At 39.3% G+C, this 22,459-nt stretch carries 20 protein-coding genes; 15 read left to right on the forward strand and 5 right to left on the reverse strand.

Annotated elements, in window-relative coordinates:
- The first annotated feature begins 1,138 nt into the window (after positions 1-1,138).
- Together CIL03_RS14610 and CIL03_RS14615 are read left to right on the forward strand one after the other, a co-directional pair.
- A complete protein-coding gene (locus CIL03_RS14610; RefSeq protein ID WP_094886617.1) occupies positions 1,139-1,885 on the forward strand; it encodes an ABC transporter ATP-binding protein in 747 nt (248 codons plus the stop codon).
- Positions 1,878-3,089, forward strand: coding sequence for an ABC transporter permease (locus CIL03_RS14615; RefSeq protein WP_094886618.1), 1,212 nt, complete (start codon positions 1,878-1,880; stop codon positions 3,087-3,089). Before CIL03_RS14610 ends, CIL03_RS14615 begins: the two co-directional genes overlap by 8 nt.
- Positions 3,090-3,123: 34 nt before the next feature.
- Here CIL03_RS14615 and CIL03_RS14620 read toward each other — a convergent pair whose 3' ends face one another.
- Both CIL03_RS14620 and CIL03_RS14625 read right to left on the reverse strand, forming a co-directional pair.
- Complete coding sequence (locus tag CIL03_RS14620; RefSeq protein ID WP_094886619.1) at positions 3,124-4,293, reverse strand: M20 family metallopeptidase; 1,170 nt, start codon at positions 4,291-4,293, stop codon at positions 3,124-3,126.
- Positions 4,294-5,059: 766 nt separating this feature from the next.
- Positions 5,060-5,494 carry a ferritin-like domain-containing protein gene (locus CIL03_RS14625; protein ID WP_094886620.1) on the reverse strand — a complete coding sequence of 145 codons (435 nt, stop codon included), beginning with the start codon at positions 5,492-5,494 and terminating at the stop codon, positions 5,060-5,062.
- Between the two features lie 110 nt (positions 5,495-5,604).
- On the opposite strand from CIL03_RS14625, the gene CIL03_RS14630 reads away from it, so the two are divergent.
- From CIL03_RS14630 to CIL03_RS14660, 7 genes are all read left to right on the forward strand, one after another.
- Positions 5,605-6,243: a phosphatase PAP2 family protein gene (locus tag CIL03_RS14630; protein ID WP_240508091.1), complete on the forward strand. Its 639-nt coding sequence runs from the start codon at positions 5,605-5,607 to the stop codon at positions 6,241-6,243.
- Positions 6,244-6,331: 88 nt separating this feature from the next.
- Entirely contained in the window at positions 6,332-7,564 is a 1,233-nt protein-coding gene (locus CIL03_RS14635) for an MFS transporter (protein ID WP_094886621.1), read from the forward strand.
- A 15-nt stretch (positions 7,565-7,579) separates the two neighbouring features.
- The gene (gene liaF / locus CIL03_RS14640; RefSeq protein ID WP_094886622.1) at positions 7,580-8,344 is read left to right on the forward strand and encodes a cell wall-active antibiotics response protein LiaF; all 765 of its coding nucleotides are present in this window, start codon (positions 7,580-7,582) and stop codon (positions 8,342-8,344) included.
- Between the two features lie 12 nt (positions 8,345-8,356).
- Entirely contained in the window at positions 8,357-9,394 is a 1,038-nt protein-coding gene (locus CIL03_RS14645) for a sensor histidine kinase (protein ID WP_094886623.1), read from the forward strand.
- 59 nt (positions 9,395-9,453) lie between these two features.
- Positions 9,454-10,080 carry a response regulator gene (locus CIL03_RS14650; protein ID WP_094886624.1) on the forward strand — a complete coding sequence of 209 codons (627 nt, stop codon included), beginning with the start codon at positions 9,454-9,456 and terminating at the stop codon, positions 10,078-10,080.
- Positions 10,081-10,241: 161 nt separating this feature from the next.
- The gene (locus CIL03_RS14655) at positions 10,242-10,685 is read left to right on the forward strand and encodes a disulfide oxidoreductase (protein ID WP_094886625.1); all 444 of its coding nucleotides are present in this window, start codon (positions 10,242-10,244) and stop codon (positions 10,683-10,685) included.
- A gap of 150 nt (positions 10,686-10,835) precedes the next feature.
- Complete coding sequence (locus tag CIL03_RS14660; RefSeq protein WP_094886626.1) at positions 10,836-11,315, forward strand: thioredoxin family protein; 480 nt, start codon at positions 10,836-10,838, stop codon at positions 11,313-11,315.
- A 244-nt stretch (positions 11,316-11,559) separates the two neighbouring features.
- Here CIL03_RS14660 and CIL03_RS14665 read toward each other — a convergent pair whose 3' ends face one another.
- Positions 11,560-12,057: an antibiotic biosynthesis monooxygenase family protein gene (locus CIL03_RS14665; protein WP_094886627.1), complete on the reverse strand. Its 498-nt coding sequence runs from the start codon at positions 12,055-12,057 to the stop codon at positions 11,560-11,562.
- A gap of 157 nt (positions 12,058-12,214) precedes the next feature.
- On the opposite strand from CIL03_RS14665, the gene CIL03_RS14670 reads away from it, so the two are divergent.
- From CIL03_RS14670 to hemY, 4 genes are all read left to right on the forward strand, one after another.
- Positions 12,215-14,383: a transglycosylase domain-containing protein gene (locus tag CIL03_RS14670; protein WP_094886628.1), complete on the forward strand. Its 2,169-nt coding sequence runs from the start codon at positions 12,215-12,217 to the stop codon at positions 14,381-14,383.
- A 152-nt stretch (positions 14,384-14,535) separates the two neighbouring features.
- On the forward strand, positions 14,536-15,570 hold the full coding sequence (gene hemE / locus CIL03_RS14675; protein WP_094886629.1) for a uroporphyrinogen decarboxylase: 1,035 nt from the start codon (positions 14,536-14,538) through the stop codon (positions 15,568-15,570).
- Between the two features lie 109 nt (positions 15,571-15,679).
- Positions 15,680-16,615 carry a ferrochelatase gene (gene hemH / locus CIL03_RS14680; protein ID WP_094886630.1) on the forward strand — a complete coding sequence of 312 codons (936 nt, stop codon included), beginning with the start codon at positions 15,680-15,682 and terminating at the stop codon, positions 16,613-16,615.
- The gene (gene hemY, locus CIL03_RS14685; protein ID WP_094886631.1) at positions 16,615-18,018 is read left to right on the forward strand and encodes a protoporphyrinogen oxidase; all 1,404 of its coding nucleotides are present in this window, start codon (positions 16,615-16,617) and stop codon (positions 18,016-18,018) included. Before hemH ends, hemY begins: the two co-directional genes overlap by 1 nt.
- 225 nt (positions 18,019-18,243) lie before the next feature.
- Here hemY and pepF read toward each other — a convergent pair whose 3' ends face one another.
- Entirely contained in the window at positions 18,244-20,058 is a 1,815-nt protein-coding gene (gene pepF, locus CIL03_RS14690; protein ID WP_094886632.1) for an oligoendopeptidase F, read from the reverse strand.
- Between the two features lie 206 nt (positions 20,059-20,264).
- The gene (gene yhfH / locus CIL03_RS14695; protein ID WP_094886633.1) at positions 20,265-20,393 is read right to left on the reverse strand and encodes a protein YhfH; all 129 of its coding nucleotides are present in this window, start codon (positions 20,391-20,393) and stop codon (positions 20,265-20,267) included.
- Between the two features lie 110 nt (positions 20,394-20,503).
- Here yhfH and CIL03_RS14700 point away from each other — a divergent pair, with 110 nt between their 5' ends.
- Both CIL03_RS14700 and CIL03_RS14705 read left to right on the forward strand, forming a co-directional pair.
- Complete coding sequence (locus CIL03_RS14700) at positions 20,504-21,238, forward strand: MBL fold metallo-hydrolase (protein ID WP_094886634.1); 735 nt, start codon at positions 20,504-20,506, stop codon at positions 21,236-21,238.
- 77 nt (positions 21,239-21,315) lie between these two features.
- Positions 21,316-22,311, forward strand: coding sequence for a lipoate--protein ligase (locus CIL03_RS14705; protein ID WP_094886635.1), 996 nt, complete (start codon positions 21,316-21,318; stop codon positions 22,309-22,311).
- The last annotated feature ends 148 nt before the right edge of the window (positions 22,312-22,459 follow it).

Consider the following 22,459-nt stretch of genomic DNA (forward strand, 5'->3'; position numbering starts at 1 on the left):
AGGCTTAGCCCGGGTGGGCCAGCCTGCTTTAAGAAGAGCGGGAGTTGATTAGTTTTCTAATGTGGGGACTGTTAGATCAATTAGTTAAATAGTATTTAGCTACCTAACATTTTGATTTACAAAAACCTTTTTGTCAGCACCTCAAGTTTCCTTGAGATGGATTCAGGCAAAAGGGTTTTATTCATTAGATTACCGTTCACTAACACCTCATTTTGTGTTTAATCTACAAAATCAGATTAGATATCGATCACTAACACCTCATTTTGTGTGTAATACACGAAATTCCAGTAGCTATTCGATCGCTAACACCTCATTTGTTCTACACGAAATTGCACTGTAGTGATACAACCCCGCTCTTCAATAACTAGTATGTGAAGGAAATCAGCATTTATACACTTAATTTTATTTTTATTTGGTAGTTGTTATGTAACCCTTCACAGTTGATGGAAAAGGCGACGTAAAATCAGCGATGATAATTCCATCTGCCGCTCAGGAAATCTAACCACACTTCCACCATCATATCAGCCATCACTCTCTAGCTACTTATTTCTGGTTGTTTGGACATAGAGAGGTGCTCTATGTGACCGGTGGCAACTTGTTTCAGGCTATTTGGGCTTAGAGAGGTGCTCTATGTGACCGGTGGCAACTTGTTTCAGGCTATTTGGGTATAGAGAGACGCTCTATGTGACCGGTAGCAACTTGTTTCAGGCTATTTGGGCTTAGAGAGGTGCTCTATGTGACCGGTGGATAATTATTTCAGGCTATTTGGGCTCAGAGAGACGCTCTATGTGACCGGTAGCAACTTGTTTCAGGCTATTTGGGCTCAGAGAGACGCTCTATGTGACCGGTAGCAACTTGTTTCAGGCTATTTGGGCATAGAGAGGTGCTCTATATGACCGGTAGCTATTGTTTTCGAGCTGTTGGGCTCAGAGAAGTATTCCAAATCCTGATAATCCCGTTCAACCCGCGAAACATCCGTCCGAGGTTGAAAACAACAGAGCAGTTATGTCGCAGTTGCGCGCTTTAGAATACAGTTAAAATAAATAATTATACTTTATGTGGAATGCACACTTTGCTTTGGCATACGTTTGAATAAGTGGTAAAATTTTAGTAAGTGATGGTACGAGGAGGAAACGGTGTGGAATCATTGTTGCATATAGAAAATCTTCATGGCGGATATACCCATAAAAATGTTTTGCATGGTATTTCATTTGATGTATATCCTAAGGAAATTGTAGGATTGATTGGGCTCAACGGAGCAGGGAAGAGTACGACCATTAAGCATATTATTGGTTTAATGCAAGCAAAAAAAGGCTCTGTGTCTGTTAACGGAAAAACGTTTAAGGAAAATTCCTCATCCTATAGGAATCAAATGGCATACATCCCGGAAATGCCGATATTATATGATGAATTAACACTTTATGAACATCTTCGTTTAACTGCAATGGCCTATGATATTTCTGAAGATGTTTTTGAAAAAAGACTGCATCCGCTGCTGAAGGCATTTCGCATGGAGAAAAAGCTGAAATGGTTTCCGGTACATTTTTCAAAGGGGATGCGGCAAAAGGTTATGATTATGTGCGCATTTTTAATTGAGCCTCCGCTTTATATTGTGGACGAGCCTTTCGTCGGTCTTGACCCATTGGGAATTCAATCCTATTTGAAGCTAATGGATGAAATGAAAAATAATGGGTCAGGAGTATTAATGTCTACACATATTCTGGCAACTGCAGAACGATATTGTGACCGCTTTGTTATTTTGCATGATGGAACCATCCGTGCAATTGGCACACTGGATGAGCTTCGTGAAAGCTTTAATATGCCTGAAGCCACATTGGATGATCTATATGTGCAACTGACAAAGGAAGAAGATAGCCATGTTTAATTCACATGAATTTTTTAAAAAGCGTTTCTCTGCCCATTTAAAAGAGATGAATCGTTATCTTCGCTATGTTCTTACTGGTCATACAGCGATTGTCCTGCTGTTCTTTATCGCAGCATTAGCCTACTATTACCAGCAATGGCTGGCAGACTTGCCGAAAAATTTTCCTGCAGCTCTTATAATTGGGGCTGGACTTGGTTTAGTTGCGTCTTACAGTCCGATTAGAACTTTATTAAAAGAACCGGATTTGGTTTTTTTAATTACTGCTGAAAATAAAATGAATGCTTATTTTCGCAATGCGATTATCTATAGCTTTGTGATTCAATTATATATCGTGCTTCTTGTTGCAGCAGTCTTTGGTCCAATGTATTTTGCAGCATTTCCTGATCGTGATGGAAGTCTTTATTTACTGACTATCGCTGTCGTTCTCATTTTTAAAATATGGAATCTGCTCGCTAACTGGTGGATGCTGAAAGTAAGAGAGCCTGGGATCCGAAGAACAGATACTGCTGTACGTACTTTGTTAAGCATCGCTGTTTTTTATTTTATCGTTGATGGAAATATGCTCATGGCCGGGATAACAACCACTTTGTTCGTTTTTGTTTATTTTTATGATTTTAGTCTTTCCAGAAAACAGCCAGGCATTGTCTGGGACCTGCTGGTAGAAAAAGATCAGAGCAGAATGCATACCTTTTACCGGTTCGCCAATATGTTTGCAGATGTTCCTCATATTAAAAATCGCATTAGAAGACGGGGATGGCTGGTATCACTCGTAAGTAATGTTCCTTTTGCAAAAAAACATACATATGAATATTTATACCGGATTACGTTTGTACGAAGCGGTGATTATTTGGGGATGTACATTCGATTGATACTAATCGGAGGCATAGCTATTTACTACGTTCCAAATTTATGGATGAAAATCATCTTTGCAATTCTTTTTCTTTATTTAAGCTGTTTCCAGATGATGACATTATACCAGCATCATCGAACAGTCATGTGGCTTGATCTTTATCCGGTAGATATAAGCATTCGCAGGAAAGCTCTGACAAAGCTATTGTTCCAGTTAACGCTCGTGCAGACAATCCTGTTTTCACTTCTTTTCTTAGTGATGCAGGTATACCTGGGATTTATAGTTGCACTTGCAGGAGGGGTCCTGTTCAATTACCTGTTTATTAATGGATATGTCAAAAAGAAAATTGCTTAAAAGATCCTGCAGGCAGAACCTGCAGGATTTGACTTTATTTGTTCTGATACGCAAAATATGCCTCAATTAAGGTTTTTGCAGCAATTGGCAATGCACGTTCATCAATATCAAATTTCGGATGATGATGCGGGTAAGGATTGCCTTCCTTATTGGCACCGGTGAAGAAATATGCTCCAGGTTTTTTCAGCATATAGTATGCAAAATCTTCTCCGCCCATAACCGGAATTACCTCTTCGCGTTTGGTAATGCCCTCTACATTTTTTCCTGCTTCAAGGACAAGCTCTGCCTCTTCTTTATGGTTAACCAGTGGGGGATAGCCTTTAAAATAGTTAAATGTAAAGTCCCCATCATTTGCTGTACAAATACCCTTAATTATTTTTTCCATTTCTGAAATTACTTTTTCCTGAATATCCGGATTAAGATAGCGGACAGTCCCAATTAATTTAGCTGTATCAGCAATGACATTAAAGGTTTTTCCTGCTTCAAATACGCCGACAGTAACGACTGCTGTTTCAAGTGGATCCAGACGTCTGCTTACAATCTTCTGAAGCCCTGAAACAACTTCAGCACCGATGACAAGCGCATCCTTTGTTTCATGTGGATAAGCCCCGTGTCCTCCTTGGCCTTGAATATTGATTTCAAAGCGGTCTGCACCTGCCATGAAGACATCTTTAGAGGTCTGCAATACTCCAACAGGGGTTGTAGCCCATAAATGGGTCCCAAAAACAGCATCAACATGGTCAATAGCTCCTGACTCGACTATGGGTTTTGCTCCACCAGGGGAATATTCTTCGGCATGCTGGTGCAGGAATTCGATGGTCCCAGGCAATTCCTGCTGATATTCCTTCATTACTTTTGCAAGTGTGAGCAATGTCGATGTATGGCCATCATGTCCACAGGCATGCATCACTCCATCGACTTTAGATTTATAAGGAACATCCTTTTCATCTTGAATTGGCAGTGCATCAAAATCAGCCCTCAGTGCGACTGTTTTCCCTGGCTTGCCACCTTTTAGTGTTGCGATTACACCATTTCCACCTACCTTTGTTTTACAAGGAATCCCTAATTTTTCATAAAAATCAGCAATGTATTTTGCGGTTTTGTATTCCTTGAAGGAAACCTCGGGGTATTGATGCAGGAATCTGCGGATTTCTACCATCTCGGGGTATAGATTATCAATTGATTTATGTATATGCTTTAGCAATAAAAATACCTCCTGATACTATTTTCTAACTATTATAACATCTTAGCTTGATGAGGTGAGGAGGAATTTAAAAAATAAGAAATATTTCATTTGTTCTTTTTGTATGGAATAATACTATTAAGTTCGTAATTGATGTAAATTGCGAACTAAAATCAGCGATGATAATTCCATCGGCCACCCAGGAAATCTAACCACACTTCCATCATCTTATCAGCCATCCACCGAAATATCCTCTATGTGACCGGTGACTACTTGTTTCTGGTTGTTTGGGCTCAGAGAGGCGCTCTATGTGACCAGTGGCTACTTGTTTCTGGTTGTTTGGGCTCAGAAAGGCGCTCTATGTGACCGGTGACTACTTGTTTCTGGTTGTTTGGGCTCAGAAAGGCGCTCTATGTGACCAGTGACTACTTGTTTCTGGTTGTTTGGGCTCAGAAAGGCGCTCTATGTGACCAGTGGCTACTTGTTTAAGGCTATTTTGGCATAGAGAGGCGCTCTATGTGACAAGTAGCAACTTGTTTAAGGCTATTTGGGCTTAGAGAAACGCTCTATGCGACCGGTAGCAACTTGTTTCTCGGTGTATGGGCTCAGAGAAGTACCTCAAATCCTGATAATCGATTTAACCCGCGAAACATCCGTCCGAAGTTGAAATCAACAGAGCAGTTACATCGCAATCTATAGAAACTGCGTGGATTAAAAAGTAACAAGATTCATGAAAAGATCCTTTCATTAAAATAGAGCACCCAGCAAGGTGCTCTAAAAGAATAAGTTATGACAATCTTGGGTCTGCAAGCAGTCGTTCAACTTCTTCTTTATGATGGGTCTCATCTGTGATTAAGTCTTCCAACTTCACAACAAGCTCGGTATAGCCTAGGTTTTCAGCTTGTTTCTTGCGTTTTTCATATCTGTCAATTGTATCTGATTCTGCTTTAAGTGTAGCCTCCAGTAAGTCCTTTACATCTGTTGGCTGTGGAACTTCAGCAGATTTTGTAGTTGGTGAACCTCCAAGTGATTTGATTTTTTCGGATAAATATAGGGCATGTCCCAGTTCATCTGTAATTTCTGCTTCGAAGAATGGCTTCAGTGCGGAACGATATAATCCGGAAACTACTGAGGCACTATAGGTATACTGTATTGCTGCACCGTATTCATGTGATAAATCTTCATTTAATCCGTCAATTAAATCCTGTAATTCTTTTTCCATTATAAAATCCCTGCCTTTGTTTTGTTTAGTAAGTATATAAATAAGATACCCTGCGCAGTTTTTTTCAAACATGAATTAAGGTATTATAAAATGAAGGAGGTTGTAACGTAGTGAAAAAACGTAATTATATAATTCTTTTTTTATTGACAATGGTTTTAGTAACAGTGGGGGTCTGGATCGTTAAAATTGTCAAAGGAAATGTTCCCTATGTCGATCAGTGGACGCGAGAACTGGTTGCAAGAATGGACGATACATACATCTATACGATATTTCGATGGATTACTAATTTGGGTTCTGAACCCTTTATGGTGCCTTTTACAGTTGCTGCAGCCATTATTTTATGGTGGGCATACCGCGACTGGCTGCCAGCACTTATTTTTGCCGGTGGAACGCTTTCCAGTCATATGCTGAATAAGCTGATTAAACTGCTTGTGGAAAGAGATCGTCCCAGCATTTTGGCTTCAGCAAATGCAGAAGGACATAGCTTTCCATCCGGACATGCGATGATTTCAATGGTATGTTATGGATTATTAGCGTATTTTATCGCAGGAAAAATTAATTCATCCAAGCTGAAATTCCTGGTGCAAGCGTTCCTGGCACTTTTGATCTTCTTGATAGGAATAAGCCGCTATGTTATAAACGTACATTATTTAACCGATGTCGCTGCAGGCTTTTTAATAGGTTTTCTATGCATGGTTGGATTGATTTATCTTTACGACTGGGTGCATAAACGAAGAAATCAGACCTAAGGCGGAGACAAAAGCAATCTGGGGATGGTGCCTCTCAAGGCAAATTACTATTAAACTGATGGTAAGATACTTGAGAGGGGCAGTTGAAATGGAGATAGCTGCAAATGATCAAGCACAGGTGAAAATACCTGTCTTCAGAAATCGAAATTTTCTATTATTATTTATCGGAGCTTTATTTTCATCACCAGGTTATTTTGTTTACCTTATTGGTGCTGAATGGTTGATGCTGTCATTAAGTGATAATCGTTTTTATTTTGGAATGCTGTTTTTCGCAGCATCTATTCCCAGGTTATTACTTCTTACCGTCGGAGGGATTGTTGCAGACCGGTTCAATAAGCGAACGATTTTATTCTTATCTGACCTGACACGTGCCTGTCTTATTTTGATGTTGCTTTTCTTTTTGGTCAATGATCTGGTAACTGTTTGGCATTTGATAATACTAGCAGCATTGTTCGGGATCTCGGATGCATTCAGTTATCCTGTAATTAACTCATTGACACCGATAATCCTTGAAGAGGATCAGCTGCAGCGGGGTAATTCACTCATCCAAATGACCGGTCAGATTAGTCCGATTTTAGGACCGGCATTAGGTGGTACATTGATCGCCGTTCTTGGATTTGAAGGTGTATTTATTGCAGCATTCATTATGTTGTTACTGGCTTCTATAACGGTTCTGTTTATCCGGATCAAAAAAGAGGAAACTGGAAACACGAAGCAATCGGCTTGGTTAGATTTAAAAGAAGGTTACCACTATGCGAGAAAAAATGAACTGGTAATTTCGATAGTTAGTATGGCGTTCTTTTTAAACTTTTTCTTCTCCGGACCGTTAGCTATTGGATTGCCAATCTTAGTGAAGGATATTTTTCATGGGGATGCAGTTAGCCTGGCAACTGTTCAGACAGCAATGGGGATTGGTGCACTGCTTGGAGCAATCGTTTTGGCTTCGATTACTTTAAAGAAACCGGGCATTGCAATGGTTGGAGGATTGATTGGACTAGGGCTTCTTTATACATCAGTCGGATTTACCGGACATCTATATCTTACAGCTGGGTTAGTTGCATTAATGGCGTTTACAATGCAGCTTGTAAATATTCCTTTAATAACAATGCTTCAGAAAACAACCGAAAAGAAAATGCTGGGGCGGATGATGAGTTTTCTAATGACGGTTTCTACTGGACTGGTGCCTGTATCCTTTGTTGCTACATCTTTATTAATAGCAGCAGGGGTTGAGATGCAGACAATCATCATTGTAAGTGGAATTATTATTACATTAATAGCTTTATATAATTTGAAAAATAAAAATATACTAACGTTTAAATAGGAAAGGGTGAAATAGATGAGTCGTATGCTCCGATACTTTCTGGCAATTTGTTTAATTGGTTTGGGATTCATGCTGGTATTTGCTAACCTTGGAATGGTCGATTTTGATATTAATACATTATGGATTCATATTTATCCTGTGTTTTTCGTAGTAATCGGTCTTAAATGGCTGATTGACTTTTTCAGAAAAAAAGGAAACAGCTGGTTCTGGGGCTCTTTCTTCCTTGCATTTGGAACCTTGCTGCTGCTGGATCGTTTTGAAATCATTACATTTCATTTTAAGGATGTGCTGAAATTATGGCCATTGTTAATTATATATTTTGGTTTTCTACTGATTAGGGGCGGCGGGAAAACGATTATTATCCATAGAAATAAAGATGACTATAACGAAAAATACTTTGATAAGAAATATTATAATAAAGGAAGCTTCACAATCGAAGATCTGGAATACAATCAGCCTAACTGGAAAGTGGAGCCAATGAAGTTAAATAAATTAGCAGGTGATTTTTATTTTGATTTCTCTAAAGCCTTTATCCCTGAAAAGGAAATACCAATCCGAGTTAGTTCACTGGCGGGAGATGTTCATATATTGATGCCGGAAAATGTGGAATTTCGTATTGATGCAAGTGTAAAAGCGGGGGAACTTATTATTCTTGATCAGCGGGCAGATGGAGTGAATAACTCTGTCTATTATGAAACTGAAAATTATAAGGAGTCTGTCCGAAAATTAGATTTCAAGGTGAAATTAAAAGCTGGGTCTATAAGGGTTGACAGGGTTTAGGAGGGCAGATATATGAGGAAAAGATTTTCAAGCATTCGCTATGTTTTTATTCATTCCCATCTTTCCGGATTATTTACAACAATGGTAACATTGCTGGCAATTTTACTGTCAGTTTATGTTCTGGCCGAACCGGATTGGCTTACTGCTTCAGGTATTTTCCTGTTCATTGCGTTGTATTTGTTTTTAGGTCTTATTATATCTTTGTATACAGGATTTACCTCAAGTGGAAACATGAAATCACGGCTTGATTCCATCTCTGTTCTGATTACGCAATTTGCAAACGGAAATTATAATTCTAGTGTTCGCTTTGAAGAAGATGATGAGATTACAAGAATCGGCAACGAATTGAATGAATTGGGTAAAAAACTGCTTGATCAGGTAAAATCCCTGCAGCGTATGGCAGATGAGAAAGCAGAGTTTGCTAAGTCAGCACATAAATCTGCAGTTATTGAGGAAAGACAACGGCTGGCACGTGATTTGCACGATGCAGTCAGCCAGCAGCTTTTCGCACTAACGATGATGTCCGAAGCTGCAGTGAAGCAGTTGGAGAAGAACCCGCAAATTGCTAAAACCCAGATGGAAGAAGTGGCAGCTTCTGCACTTCAGGCTCAAACTGAAATGCGTGCATTATTATTACATTTGCGACCGGTACATTTATCTGGTGAACCACTTACAAAGGGGATTCACAATCTGGTAAATGAACTTAGGCAGAAAAGTCAGCTTAATTTCAAAGTCGAGATGGATGAGGAACTAGCTTTATCAGAAACAACCGAAGAGCATGTTTTTCGGATTGTCCAGGAGTCCTTGTCAAATATTCTTCGCCACGCAAATGCGAAGGAAGTGAACTTGAATGTTTCTCAGCGTTCCAAGGAATTATTCATTCATATTCGTGATGATGGGAAAGGCTTTGATATAACAAATAACACTGACAAAAAAACATCTTACGGCTTAAAAACAATGCGTGAACGGAGTGAAGAGCTTGGGGGAACTTTTACAATTCGTTCGAATAAAGATGAAGGTACATATATTGATATTCGCATTCCATGTTAGTAGGAAAGGAAGTCTACTACAGCTTTAGCGCTGGTGCTAGACAAGGAGGAGGAAGCTAAATGATTCGAGTAATTGTAGTTGATGATCATGATGTGGTCAGAAAGGGGATTATCGCCTATTTGCAGACAGATGAGGCTATCAATGTAATTGGCCAGGCATCGAGCGGAAATGAAGGAGCAGAGCTGATTATTAATGAAAAACCGGATGTTGTGCTGATGGATTTAATGATGGATAATGGATCAGGAATTGAGGCAACAAAGCAGGTAATGGAAAAGTATCCTGCCTGTAAAATTATTATACTGACAAGCTTCTATGATGATGAACAGATTTTTCCCGCCATTGAAGCAGGTGCCTTCAGCTATATTTTAAAAACATCTTCTGCTGATGAAATTGTTAATGCGATTAAAAAAGCAGCCAAAGGTGAAAATGTTATTGAACCGAAAGTAGCTGGTAAAATGATGACAAGCTTTCGCAAAGAAGAGAAAAAACTTCATGATGATTTAACGGATAGGGAGCTTGAAGTACTGTTATGTATCGGTAACGGGATGACAAACCAGGAAATCAGTGACAAGCTTTATATAGGCATCAAAACAGTCAAAACCCATGTAAGCAATATTTTATCTAAACTGGAAGTTAATGACCGGACCCAGGCTGCCGTATATGTGCATCGGAACCATTTGCTGTGATAGGATAGTAGAGAAAGGTTTGAACCATTACTTCCAAAATAATAAATGCGTGTTCAAAAAGTTGTCACACCAAAACTTACTTTTTGTAAGCAATACTATTGTGTTATCTTTTTCTCCTTTGTATAATACAAAGGGAATTAATAAGAGAGGAATGCTTGTATATGAAAGAGCTGACCAAAAGGGCCGAAAATCTGCTTCTGCTGATTTGGGTGCAAAGCTTTATTGCTTTAGCAGGAAGTTTATTTTATTCGGAAGTTATGGGCTATGTCCCATGTGAGCTTTGCTGGATTCAACGTATTTTAATGTATCCGCTTGTTGTAATCTATGGGTTGGCTGCAATCAAAAAAGAAGTTTCCATGGCTTTGCCAGGATTGATTTTAAGTGGAATCGGTATGTTTGTTTCCACATATCACTATCTGGTTCAAAAGTTGCCGGCATTACAGGATACTGGTGATGCTTGTGGGCTTATACCTTGTAATCTGACCTATGTAAATTATTTTGGTTTTATAACCATACCTTTTTTAGCAGGAATCGCGTTTATTGTTATTTTTATCCTGCACCTTATGCTACTTAAAGAGGATGTTCAAAAAGTCACCAAATTATAAGCGTCGAATCTCTTCGTTGGCTTGTTTTTCCGGTTCTCACGTATCAATTGCATACGTTCCGATCCTCAAAACTTCGCCGCCTCGACCTTCTTGCTTCTAATTCGGCAACTTTTTGAACACATACTTAAAGAAATTAGGAGGAAATAAGTTATGCAGAAGAAATTGCTGATCTTCGGTGGAGTTATTGTTTTATTGTTTGTTGCTCTATTTTTTGTAACTAATTATCAAAAGGATAAAGCATTGGAAGATAATGAGAATCCGTATGGAACAAAAGATCTGGATCAGGCGACAATTGATCAGCTGGATGATCCGAATTACGGAAATCAGATTCTGCCGGATGAACTGGAAGAATCACTGGATGATAATGGAGATGTGACGGTTTATTTCTACAGCCCGTTATGTGTGCACTGTCAAAATACAACACCATATCTCGTACCGCTTGCAGAGGGAAATGATATTGATTTGAAAAAATATAATCTGCTTGAGTTTGGTGAAGAGGCAAGACCATATATGATTGAATCCACACCAACCGTGATTCGTTTTGAAGATGGAGAAGAGGTTGGCCGAATCGTGGGAGATCAGGGAGAAGAATCATTTCAGGCATTTTTTGATCAATATGTATTAAACTAATTAAAGAAGCTAACTGGTCATGAAGCCAGTTAGCTTTTGTTCTTGCATAGGAAAATTTTTGATCTGTGGATAAATAAACAACCAAATCAGCTACGTCCAGCTCCAGCGCCCAGCGACTAGCGAACTTCCTTCACCTCCGTACGATAAGTCAACATCGGTTCGCTTACGCTCACCGTGTTTCCTTTATCTCCTGCGGTTCAGTCCAGTTCGTACGTCGCTAAACAGGCGCTTACGCTTTTGTTCATTACTCTTCCTTTTTCAACATATGATATTCTGTCAAAAAAGGTCTGTCTGCAGCGTATGCGGGTGGTTTAGTTGCCTGCCCTTTATGTGCTTTTTTGAAATGCTCCGAGTTCTTCCAGTTTTCAAAGTCCTGTATAGAAGCCCACTGTGTAAAGACTACATAAGTATTTCCTTTGAGAGGTCGTAACAGACGGAAAGCCTGAAAGCCTGGCATCATATCCATCTCATTTTCTCTTTGCTTGAAACGGTCTTCAAATGGAGCTCTGCCATCTTCAGTTACAGGAATATTATTCATGACAACATATCCATCTTTTTGGATATTGCCACTTTGGATAACAATCTCATAATTCCTTCCGGCTGAAAAAACACTTTTACCTTCGCTTTCATAGTAGGCGAGTGCACCAGAATTGCTTGTCATTAAAAAGAAATCAATAGCTGAATGCTTATCCTCCAGCTTCTCCAAAAAGTTCACGGTTCCATTTGTCATAAATGCTTTCATCATCGATTCCCCTTTCTATTCTTTTATTGTGAACATCTTTTTTATACTTTACCCTATGATATCAATGAATAGTCCTAATTAGAACATAAAAGGTTCCACTTTCAGATTGTAGAAATCTGTCGTATAATGGTAAAGGTCAAGGGGTAGAGGTGAATAAATGAATGAAGATACTAAAGAAGGCGTAAAACAAAAAGCACCTTTGACCAAAAGGATCAAGAGGCTATTCATTATCCTTCTGTTCATGATAATTTTTGGGCTTATTGGTTATGCTGGTTTACTATATGGCGGTAAGCTTATAGCAGATGAAGAAAAATTGATATTAGATGTTACAACGACAATCGAAACAGCTGACGGGGAAGTTATAGATAAATTGTATAATGAGAACCGGTTATTTGTTGATATTGAAGAGGTGCCGGAACATATAACAAATGCATTTATTGCTGTAGAGGATGTACGCTTCTATGATCATGGGGGCATTGATTTCAGATCTGTTATACGTGCTGCATACAAGGATATTATAGCGATGAGCAAGGTCGAAGGAGCAAGTACCATTACACAGCAATTAGCAAAAAACCTGTTTTTATATAATGATAAAACATGGACACGGAAAGCAAAGGAAGCAATGGCAGCATTATATTTGGAAAGAAAGCTGTCAAAAGATGAAATTCTGGAATTATATATAAATGAAATTTACTTTGGTGCCGGCGTTTATGGAATCGAAACAGCATCCCATTACTTTTTCTCGAAATCAGTTGATGAATTAACTATTGCTGAAGGAGCGTTGCTTGCAGGTCTCGCCAAGGCTCCAAATGGCTATTCGCCGGTAATTCATCCGGAAAAAGCATTGAACAGGAGAAATACTGTACTCAGGTCCATGGAAAATGCCGGAATGCTCTCCACAGAAAAACGGATGGCAGAACAAGGAAAAACGTTAGGGCTGAAAATACAGAAGCCGGAAGCTAAACCATGGGCAGACAGCTATATTGATTTGGTAATGAAAGAGGCAGCCGATGAGCATCAGCTGTCAATTAATGAATTAAAGCGCGGTGGCTACAGGATTGTAGTGACTATAGACGAAAGCATCCAAAAAATTGCCTATGAGCAATTTCAAAATGATGCTTATTTCCCTGGTAATACGGATGGGGTAGAGGGTGCCTTTGTCATGATGGATCAGCAATCAGGTGAGGTTGTTTCTGCAATTGGCGGCAGAGATTATCATTTAGGAAACCTGAATCGGGTAACAGTGAACCGTCAGCCAGGATCAACGATAAAACCGATCGCTGTGTATGGGCCTGCCCTGATGCAGGAAGAAACCTATACAGCCTATTCCCTTTTGCCGGATCAGCGGATGGATGAATATGCTGTTGCCAATGTGAATGGTGAATATGAAGGCTCTGTCTCTATTTACAATGCGATCAAACAATCAAAAAATGCTCCTGTAGTTTGGCTTCTTGATCAAATCGGGATAGACTATGCTAAGAGTTATTTGGAGAAAATGAATATTGACATAGCAGATGAAGGGCTCGCAGTTGCACTTGGGGGATTGTCAAATGGATTGACACCATTGCAAATGATGGAAAGCTATCGTCCATTTGTTCACCAAGGTGAATATGTAAACACCCATACGATTAAGCAAATTTATAATAAGAATGATGAATTGATTTTTGAAAGCGATCCTGAAACTGCTGAAGTTTTCAGTCCGCAAGTAGCTTGGAATATGACTGAGATGTTAAGGGCGGCTGTACAAAGCGGAACTGCAGTACCGGGTGAATTTTCAAAGGCCCTGGCTGGAAAAACAGGGTCAACACAGCATCCTTATGCTGAAGGAAAAGTAAAGGATGCCTGGTTTGTCGGTTATACACCACAATATGTCAGTGCTCTGTGGATGGGATATGATATCTCTGATAAAGATCATTATTTAACAGCAGGAAGTGAATATCCCACAAGACTTACGAAAGCTATTTTAACTGAATTGGGTAAACAAGAGCCACTTGCAGCAGATTTTACAAAGCCGGATGATGTGGAATCACTTCCAGAGCCGATTGAATTGCCAAAAATTACCGATTTAAAAGCAAGTTATTCATTTGGTGGGATCTCACTTGTGAAAGGGAAACTTTCCTGGACTGGTTCTGAGGACAGCCGAGTCGTTTACCGGATTTACAGGGAAAGAGATGGTATCGATAAGCGGGTAGGGGAAGTGGAAGGCCAGACGGAGTTCGTAATTGATAATGCCTTATTCCAATCAAATGAATATTATGTCGTGCCATATGATCCCTTAAGAAAAGTGGAGGGAGAAAGGTCAGAATCGATTGAGCTCTCCTGGTAATTTAGACAAATTCTTGACAATCACACGGCTTCGCTATACAGGTAAGCTATAAATAGATATAGTAAGTAAGGGATGTTAAAAGCTCATCAATCATCAGATTTTAAACAAGTATCAAAAGTGGCATTAGAAGTATATATAAAGGGTGAAGAATATTGTCCAAGGAAATAAACGATACCATTATCAGGGCGTATAATGGTGAGGAAACCGATTATACGCCTGCCTGGTATATGAGACAAGCAGGCAGATCACAAGAAGAATACCGGGAATTAAAGAAAAAATATTCATTATTTGAAATTACACACCAGCCGGAATTATGTGCATATGTTACACGCCTGCCAGTTGAGCACTATGGAGTGGACGCTGCAATTCTATATAAAGACATTATGTCACCACTTCCTGCATTAGGTGTAGATGTAGAAATAAAATCAGGGATTGGTCCAGTTATTCATAATCCGATTGAAACAGTTCAGGATGTCGAAAATCTGGGAACAATCAATCCGACAGCAGATGTACCTTATGTGCTTGACACAATTAGGCTTTTAACAGAGGAGCAGCTTGAGGTGCCTTTAATTGGTTTCAGTGGAGCGCCATTTACATTGGCTAGCTATATGATTGAAGGCGGACCATCAAAAAATTACAGTAAAACAAAAGCGTTTATGTACCGCAATTCGGAAGCATGGTTTTTGCTGATGGACAAACTGGCAGACATGATAATAGCTTACGTAGAGGCACAAATTGAAGCCGGTGCGAAGGCAATTCAAATTTTCGATTCATGGGTTGGGGCATTAAATGCGCCAGATTACCGTGTTTATATTAAACCAGTTATGACAAGAATCTTTTCAGAATTAAGACAGTACAATGTGCCATTGATTATTTTTGGTGTAGGTGCTCGTCACCTGTTATTGGAATGGAATGATCTACCTGTCGATGTTGTCGGGCTTGATTGGCGTACCAGTATTAGTGAAGCACGCCAAATGGGGGTAACAAAAGTCGTACAGGGCAATTTGGACCCAAGCCTGTTATTGACAGAATGGGAAACAATTGAAAATCGGACAAAAGGTATTTTGGATGAAGGCATGGAACATGGAAAGCATGTATTTAATTTAGGCCATGGGGTCACCCCGGATATTAAGCCAGCAACGTTGAAGAAGCTGACTGAATTTGTCCATTCATATTCAAAGCGTTAAATTTTTATACTGATTTTAAATTATAACTTTTCGGAAATTAGTATAAGTGCAACTAAGGCTTCCGCCAGGCTTGGCGGCAAGCCAAGTTTTCTAAAAAGAGGTGCTTAAAATGGGAAAAAGAAAAATGGGATTACTAGTAATGGCGTACGGAACTCCGTATCAAGAGGAAGATATTGAACGCTATTATACACATATTCGTCATGGCAGAAAACCCGCTGAAGATGCCCTTCAGGATTTAAAAGACCGTTATAAAGCAATCGGTGGAATCTCACCACTGGCAAAAATTACAGAACAGCAGGCACATGCAATCGAGGCAAATTTAAATGCTGCACAGGATGAGGTTGAGTTCAAAGCGTACATTGGCTTAAAGCATATTGAACCATTCATTGAGGATGCAGTACAGGAAATGGCGAAAGATGGAATAGAAGAAGCTGTTTCACTGGTACTGGCACCACATTATTCCACGTTCAGTGTGAAATCGTACAATTCACGTGCGAATGATGAAGCAGCAAAACATGGCATTAAAATTGACTCAGTAGAAAGCTGGTATGATGAGCCAGGCTTTATCAGCTTATGGGCGGACCGGATTGGTGCTATTTATTTCGAAATGACTCCGGAAGAACGTGAAAAAGCAGTATTAATCGTTTCTGCACACAGTTTACCAGAAAAGATTCTTCAAAATGGCGACCCATATCCGGATCAGCTTAAAGAAACAGCCAAGCTTATTGCAGAAGAAGCAGCTATTAAAAATTACGAAATCGGCTGGCAAAGTGAAGGGAATACACCAGATCCATGGCTCGGACCAGACGTACAGGATTTAACTCGTGAACTATATGAGCAAAAAGGGTATCGTTCGTTCGTCTATGCGCCTGTAGGATTTATTGCAGATCATCTGGAAGTTTTATATGACAATGATTATGAATGTAAAGTAGTTTGTGATGAACTGGGTGCAAACTATCATCGTCCGGAAATGCCGAATGTGGACCCACGGTTCATTAATACATTGGCTGAAGTTGTATTGAAAAAAGTAAAGAGTGAAGTGTAATGACCGAAATGAAAAAAATTGTAATTGTAGGCGGCGGGATAACAGGTTTATCCTCTGCTTACTATCTGCAAAAAGAGATCAAAGAAAATGATTTGCCATATGAAGTAAAATTGGTTGAAGCCGGTAATCGATTAGGTGGAAAAATTAAAACGATGAAACGGGATGGGTTTACCATTGAACAGGGACCGGATTCTTTCCTGGCAAGAAAACAGCCTGCTGTAAAGCTTGCTAAAGAATTGGGACTGAGTGATCAGCTTGTCCGTAATGGTACTGGCCAGTCCTATATTTTAGTTAATAATAAATTACATAAGATGCCTGCAGGAGCTTTTATGGGTATCCCAACACAGGTACGTCCCTTTTTGTTTTCAAGGATTTTTTCCTTACAAGGGAAACTTCGTGCAGGGTCTGATTTTGTTCTTCCAAAAGGAAAAAAGGTGAGTGACCAGTCCCTTGGCGGATTTTTCCGGCATCGTTTTGGAAATGAATTGGTGGAAAATTTGATTGAACCATTACTTTCTGGTATTTATGCCGGTGATATTGATGATATGAGCCTGATGGCAACATTCCCTAATTTTTATCAGCTTGAGCAGGAGCATCGCAGCCTGGTGAAGGGTCTGCAGAAAACAATGCCTAAGCAGAAAAAAACAAAAGGGAAAAAGCCTGGCATGTTCTTTTCGTTTAAAGATGGTTTAGAAACATTAGTTGATAAAATTGAGCAGGACCTTGATGAGGGGACAGTGGAACTGAATACCGCTGTTGACCATGTGGAGAAAAAGGATCATGGCTACCACTTGCTGCTAAGCAATGGAAAGGTAGAAAAGGCTGATGCAGTCATCATGGCTGCACCACATTACTGCCTGGCGAAAATGTTCAGCCAATATGATTTCTTTAAAGTGTTCAATGATGTACCAGCTACATCTGTAGCAAATGTTGCTATGGCCTTTGATAAATCAGCTATCAAAAGGGATATTGATGGAACAGGATTTGTCGTATCCCGAAACAGTAACTTCCGCATTACTGCATGTACCTGGACACATAAAAAATGGCCTGCCACTACGCCTGTTGGTAAAGCACTGATCCGCTGCTATGTTGGCAGACCAAGTGATCAATCTGTTGTCGACCTGACTGACGAAGAAATTAAGGAAATCGTATTAGATGATTTAAACAAAACAATGAATATCACTGCAGAACCAGAATTCAGTGTGATTTCCCGCTGGAAAAATGCAATGCCTCAATATACAGTAGGACATAAAGAGCGGATCGCCAAAGTCCGGAATAAGGCAAATGAGCAATTACCAGGAGTATTTTTAACTGGAAGTTCATTTGAAGGAATTGGTGTACCGGATTGTATTGATCAAGGTGAAAAAGCAGTTGCTGATGTTCTGGAGTTTTTAAATGATTAGATAATATGCTGGTTTCTGGCAGGGATGACCTGCTTGCAACCAGCTTTTTTACGGTGAGTGTGATTTGGGGAACGGGCAGGATCGGACGAAACGCGTTTCAGACTGGATGCTGAGCTTTGGATCAGATGCAACGCTCTCGATATACTAAGCTCGCCCTCAGTAGCTCATTAATTTAAAGAATAAAAAATGATCAGACATCCCGCCTGATCATTTCTCACTAAACTATTATTCGTAACTCTTCTCCAGTTCGTTAACAAGTGAACCTACAAACGCAACAGCTTCTTTGATTGCATCTGTTGTTGACATATCAACTCCTGCTTTTTTAATTAAATCAAGTGGCTTCAGTGTACCGCCAGATTTCAGTACATCAAGCCAGCCTTCCACAGCAGGCTTTCCTTCTGATTGAATTTTTTGTGCTATCGCAGTGGAGACGGTCAAGCCAGCAGAATACGTATACGGATATAAGCCCATATAGTAATGCTGCTGACGCATCCAGGTAAGACCTGCTCCTTCATCAATTGTGACTGTATCTCCCCAGAAGTTTTCCAGTGCTTCCTTTTTCTGTGATATTAAAATATTTGCAGTTAATGGTGTCCCTTCTTCAGCAAGTGCATAGACACGGCGCTGGAATTCTCCTTCCAGTAAATGGGTTACAAAGTTATGATAATAGGTACCAAGTAATTGTGTAATCACCCAGCGTTTCATTCGTTTATCATCCGTTTTTTCCAGTAAATGATTTGCCAGCAGCAATTCATTCAAGGTGGATGGTGCTTCCACAAAATAGGTGGAAGGCCGGGTATTCACAAGCGACTGGTTTTTGCCTGCTAAATAAAAGTGACCGGCATGCCCCAGTTCATGTGCCAAGACGAATGCTCCACGCATTGTTTCTGTCCATGTTATTAAAATATATGGATGAACACCATATGGACTTGAACAGAATGCTCCAGTTGCTTTTCCAACATTATCGGCTAAGTCCACCCAGCGGTCATTAATACCTTTTTTCATGATTTCACTGTATTCAGGACCCATTACTTCCAGTGCTTCCAGAATAGTATCCGTTGCTTCCTCATAGGTTGTGCTCGGGTTAAACTTAGGATCAAGCGGTGCTTTTAAATCACAATAACGAAGCTCATCCAGTCCAAGCTTTTCCTTTTTAAGCTTGGCATATCTTCTCATATGTGGTGCCAGTTCTTTCTGAATAACGTCTAACTGATTATGATACATTTCTGTCGTAACCTGTTGTGGCTCCAGCAGCATATCCGTAACAGAATCATAAGAACGCAGGCGTGACATTATAACCTGTTTCGTAACTTCTGTGGCATAGTTTGCAGCAAAGGTATTTTTATATTGATCCAATGTTTTAATGAAAGAATCATACGCTTCACGACGTGTCTCAGTACTTGATGAAAGCTCATAAAGATCCTCATACAACGCTGCTGACATCGGTAATTCAGCTCCATCTTCCCCTTTAATGGAATCAAACACCATATCTGAGGATTTGCTGCGCTGATAAATCATATGTGGCGCATTATGTACTTCACTTAGGGCTGCAAGCGTTTCTTCGATATCTGGTGCCAATGTATAAGGTTTTTTCTCAAGTAAATCTCCAAGCATTTTTTTATAAGTTACAAGTTTAGGTTCGTCTATTAAAAATTGATCAATAGTTTCATTGGATATTGTTAGCAGTTCTGATTCAACAAAAGAAAGCTTTGTTCCAATACCCGCCAAAGCCGAGGAAACTTTGGCCATATCCCGCTGATTATCAGGATCTGTCCCATCTGCATTTGAACGCAGTGAGGCATATGTAGCTACTCTAATAACTCTTTTCTGGTAGTTTTCCAATTCAGTTAAACAGTTTAACAGGTTGGCAGCAGTTGAGTCCAACGTTCCTTTGTATTTTGCAACTCCATTTACATCATTTTGAACCGCAGTTAATTCTGCTTCCCAAGTCGCTTCAGATTCGAATAAATCCCGCAAATCCCATGTTTGGTCTTCTGGAACTTCTGAACGGTTCCATCTTTTTGTTGCAGCAGTTGTCATAAAAAAACCCCTTCCTAAAAACTATTTCGTCACTCTAAGTAATTATAATATAAAAACAAATGGAATGATATGATTTTTCAGTTATTCTTAAAAAAAACAAAAAAACAGCTATTTCAAATAGCTGCTGGTAGAAAAAAGTATCCTGTTGCAGTACAGTGTTAATAATAGGTAAGAGTGACACTGGGCACTCTTATTATACTACTATTCTATCTTGCCGGATGGTCACATTCGTCACATAGGTTACCGTAGCAATCAGCTTTCTCGTGCATATCATGACCGCATTGGTGACATTTTTTCTTAGGCAGGTTTCTGAAAAATTCAATGACGTTGATCAATGTGTTTTCCTCCTTATAATTTAAATTATATACATTGTATTATAACAGTACGTTGGTTGTCAATACTGTGTTACAACAAATTTAAAAACTTTTTGAATGGAGTGATTTTCTTGAAAATAACGATAATTGGCTGCTGGGGAGGATATCCTGCTGCAGGTGGTGCTACTTCAGCATATTTACTTGAAAAAGAAGGGTTCTCTGTGCTTATCGATGCAGGCAGCGGTTCGTTGTCAAAATTGCAGCATTATATATCTATTGCTAAGCTTGATGCAGTAATTCTGTCACATTATCATCATGATCATGTTGCAGATATAGGTGTATTGCAGTATGCAAAGCTCGTTGAGTATTATGTGAATGGTATGGACAAGGTTTTGCCTATTTACGGTCACCGGAAAGATCTGGCTGGATTCAGTTCATTAACGCATGAATACACAAAAGGTATTGCGTATGATCCGGATCAGACATTGGAAATTGGACCGTTTGCTATTACCTTTTTAAAAACGAAGCATCCTGTAGCCTGTTACGGCATGCGGATTACCGATGGTGAAAGTGTCATTGTCTATACAGCTGATACAAGTTATCAGGAAGCGTGGATTCCATTTGCTGAAAATGCCGATCTGCTTATAACCGATTCCAATTTTTATGCCGGACAGGATGCTTCTAAAGCCGGTCATATGACAAGCATCGAGGGTGCAGCCATTGCACAAAGAGCGAATGTCAAAACATTAATACTAAGTCATTTGCCACAGTATGGCGATAATACACATTTAGTGAAGGAAGCAAAACAATATTATAAAGGTTCCATTCAGCTGGCGAAAGAAGGGCTGATTTGGGGAGTTGAATAGTGTATATATTTTGCTTGAGCAGATTGTTTGCAGTAAAATAGTAGATGAAGGAATTTTAAGAGAGGAGCGTATTTTAAATGAAATTTATTGATAATAAAGGTATTACAGATCCACAAATCAACCTCGCCATTGAGGAATATATTTTAGAAAATTTTGGTGAAAAAGATACATATTTATTATTTTATGTCAATAAACCATCAATCATTATTGGCAGAAACCAAAATACCATCGAAGAAATAAATACAGAATATGTAGACAAAAATGGAATAAAAGTTGTTCGCCGCCTGTCCGGTGGCGGTGCTGTTTACCATGATGAACAGAACTTAAATTTCAGCTTCATTACAAAGGATGACGGAAACAGCTTCCAGAATTTTGCTAAATTCACGGAACCAATGGTACAGGCCTTAAATAAATTAGGTGTACCTGCAGAGATGCAAGGGAGGAATGACCTTGCTGTAAAAGGCCGTAAAATTTCCGGGAATGCAATGTTTTCAACAAAAGGGCGCATGTTCAGTCATGGAACATTAATGCTGGACTCTGAAATTGAAAATGTTGTTTCAGCTTTGAAAGTTAGAAAGGAAAAAATTGAATCAAAGGGTATTAAATCGATCCGCAGCCGTGTCGCAAATATATCCGAATTTCTGGAAGAGAAAATCACAATGGATGAATTTAAGGAACTTATTTTGCGTCATGTATTTGAGGTAAAAGATGTGAAAGATGTCCCTCGCTATGAATTAACGGAGGAAGACTGGGAAAAAATTCACAAAATCTCTGAGGAACGTTATCAAAAATGGGAATGGAACTACGGAAAATCTCCTGCCTTTAATATTCAGGAATCCCATAAATTTCCCGCCGGACTCGTTGATGTTCGTCTGGATGTAAAAAAAGGAATCATTGAAAACTGTAAAATTTATGGTGATTTCTTTGGAATTGGAAGGGTACAGGTTATCGAGGATAAATTAACAGGTGTTCAACATGAGCGCAAAGCTATTGAAAAAGCACTGGCAGATGTTGATGTTCCTCATTATCTGGGAAAAATCGCTAAAGAAGATTTCATTAATTTAATCTATTAATTTAAGAAAAGCAGCTTTTAGTTAAGCTGTTTTTTTATGTAAATTTTTAAAAAATTAATATAAATTGTCAGCGCTTACTTGAAAAATACTATTCTGTATTCTATAATTAGTATTAATATTTGTGAAATGAATGACCATTCATTCATGT

This window comes from Virgibacillus indicus, assembly GCF_002266285.1.
Lineage (GTDB): Bacteria > Bacillota > Bacilli > Bacillales > Amphibacillaceae > Virgibacillus_K > Virgibacillus_K indicus.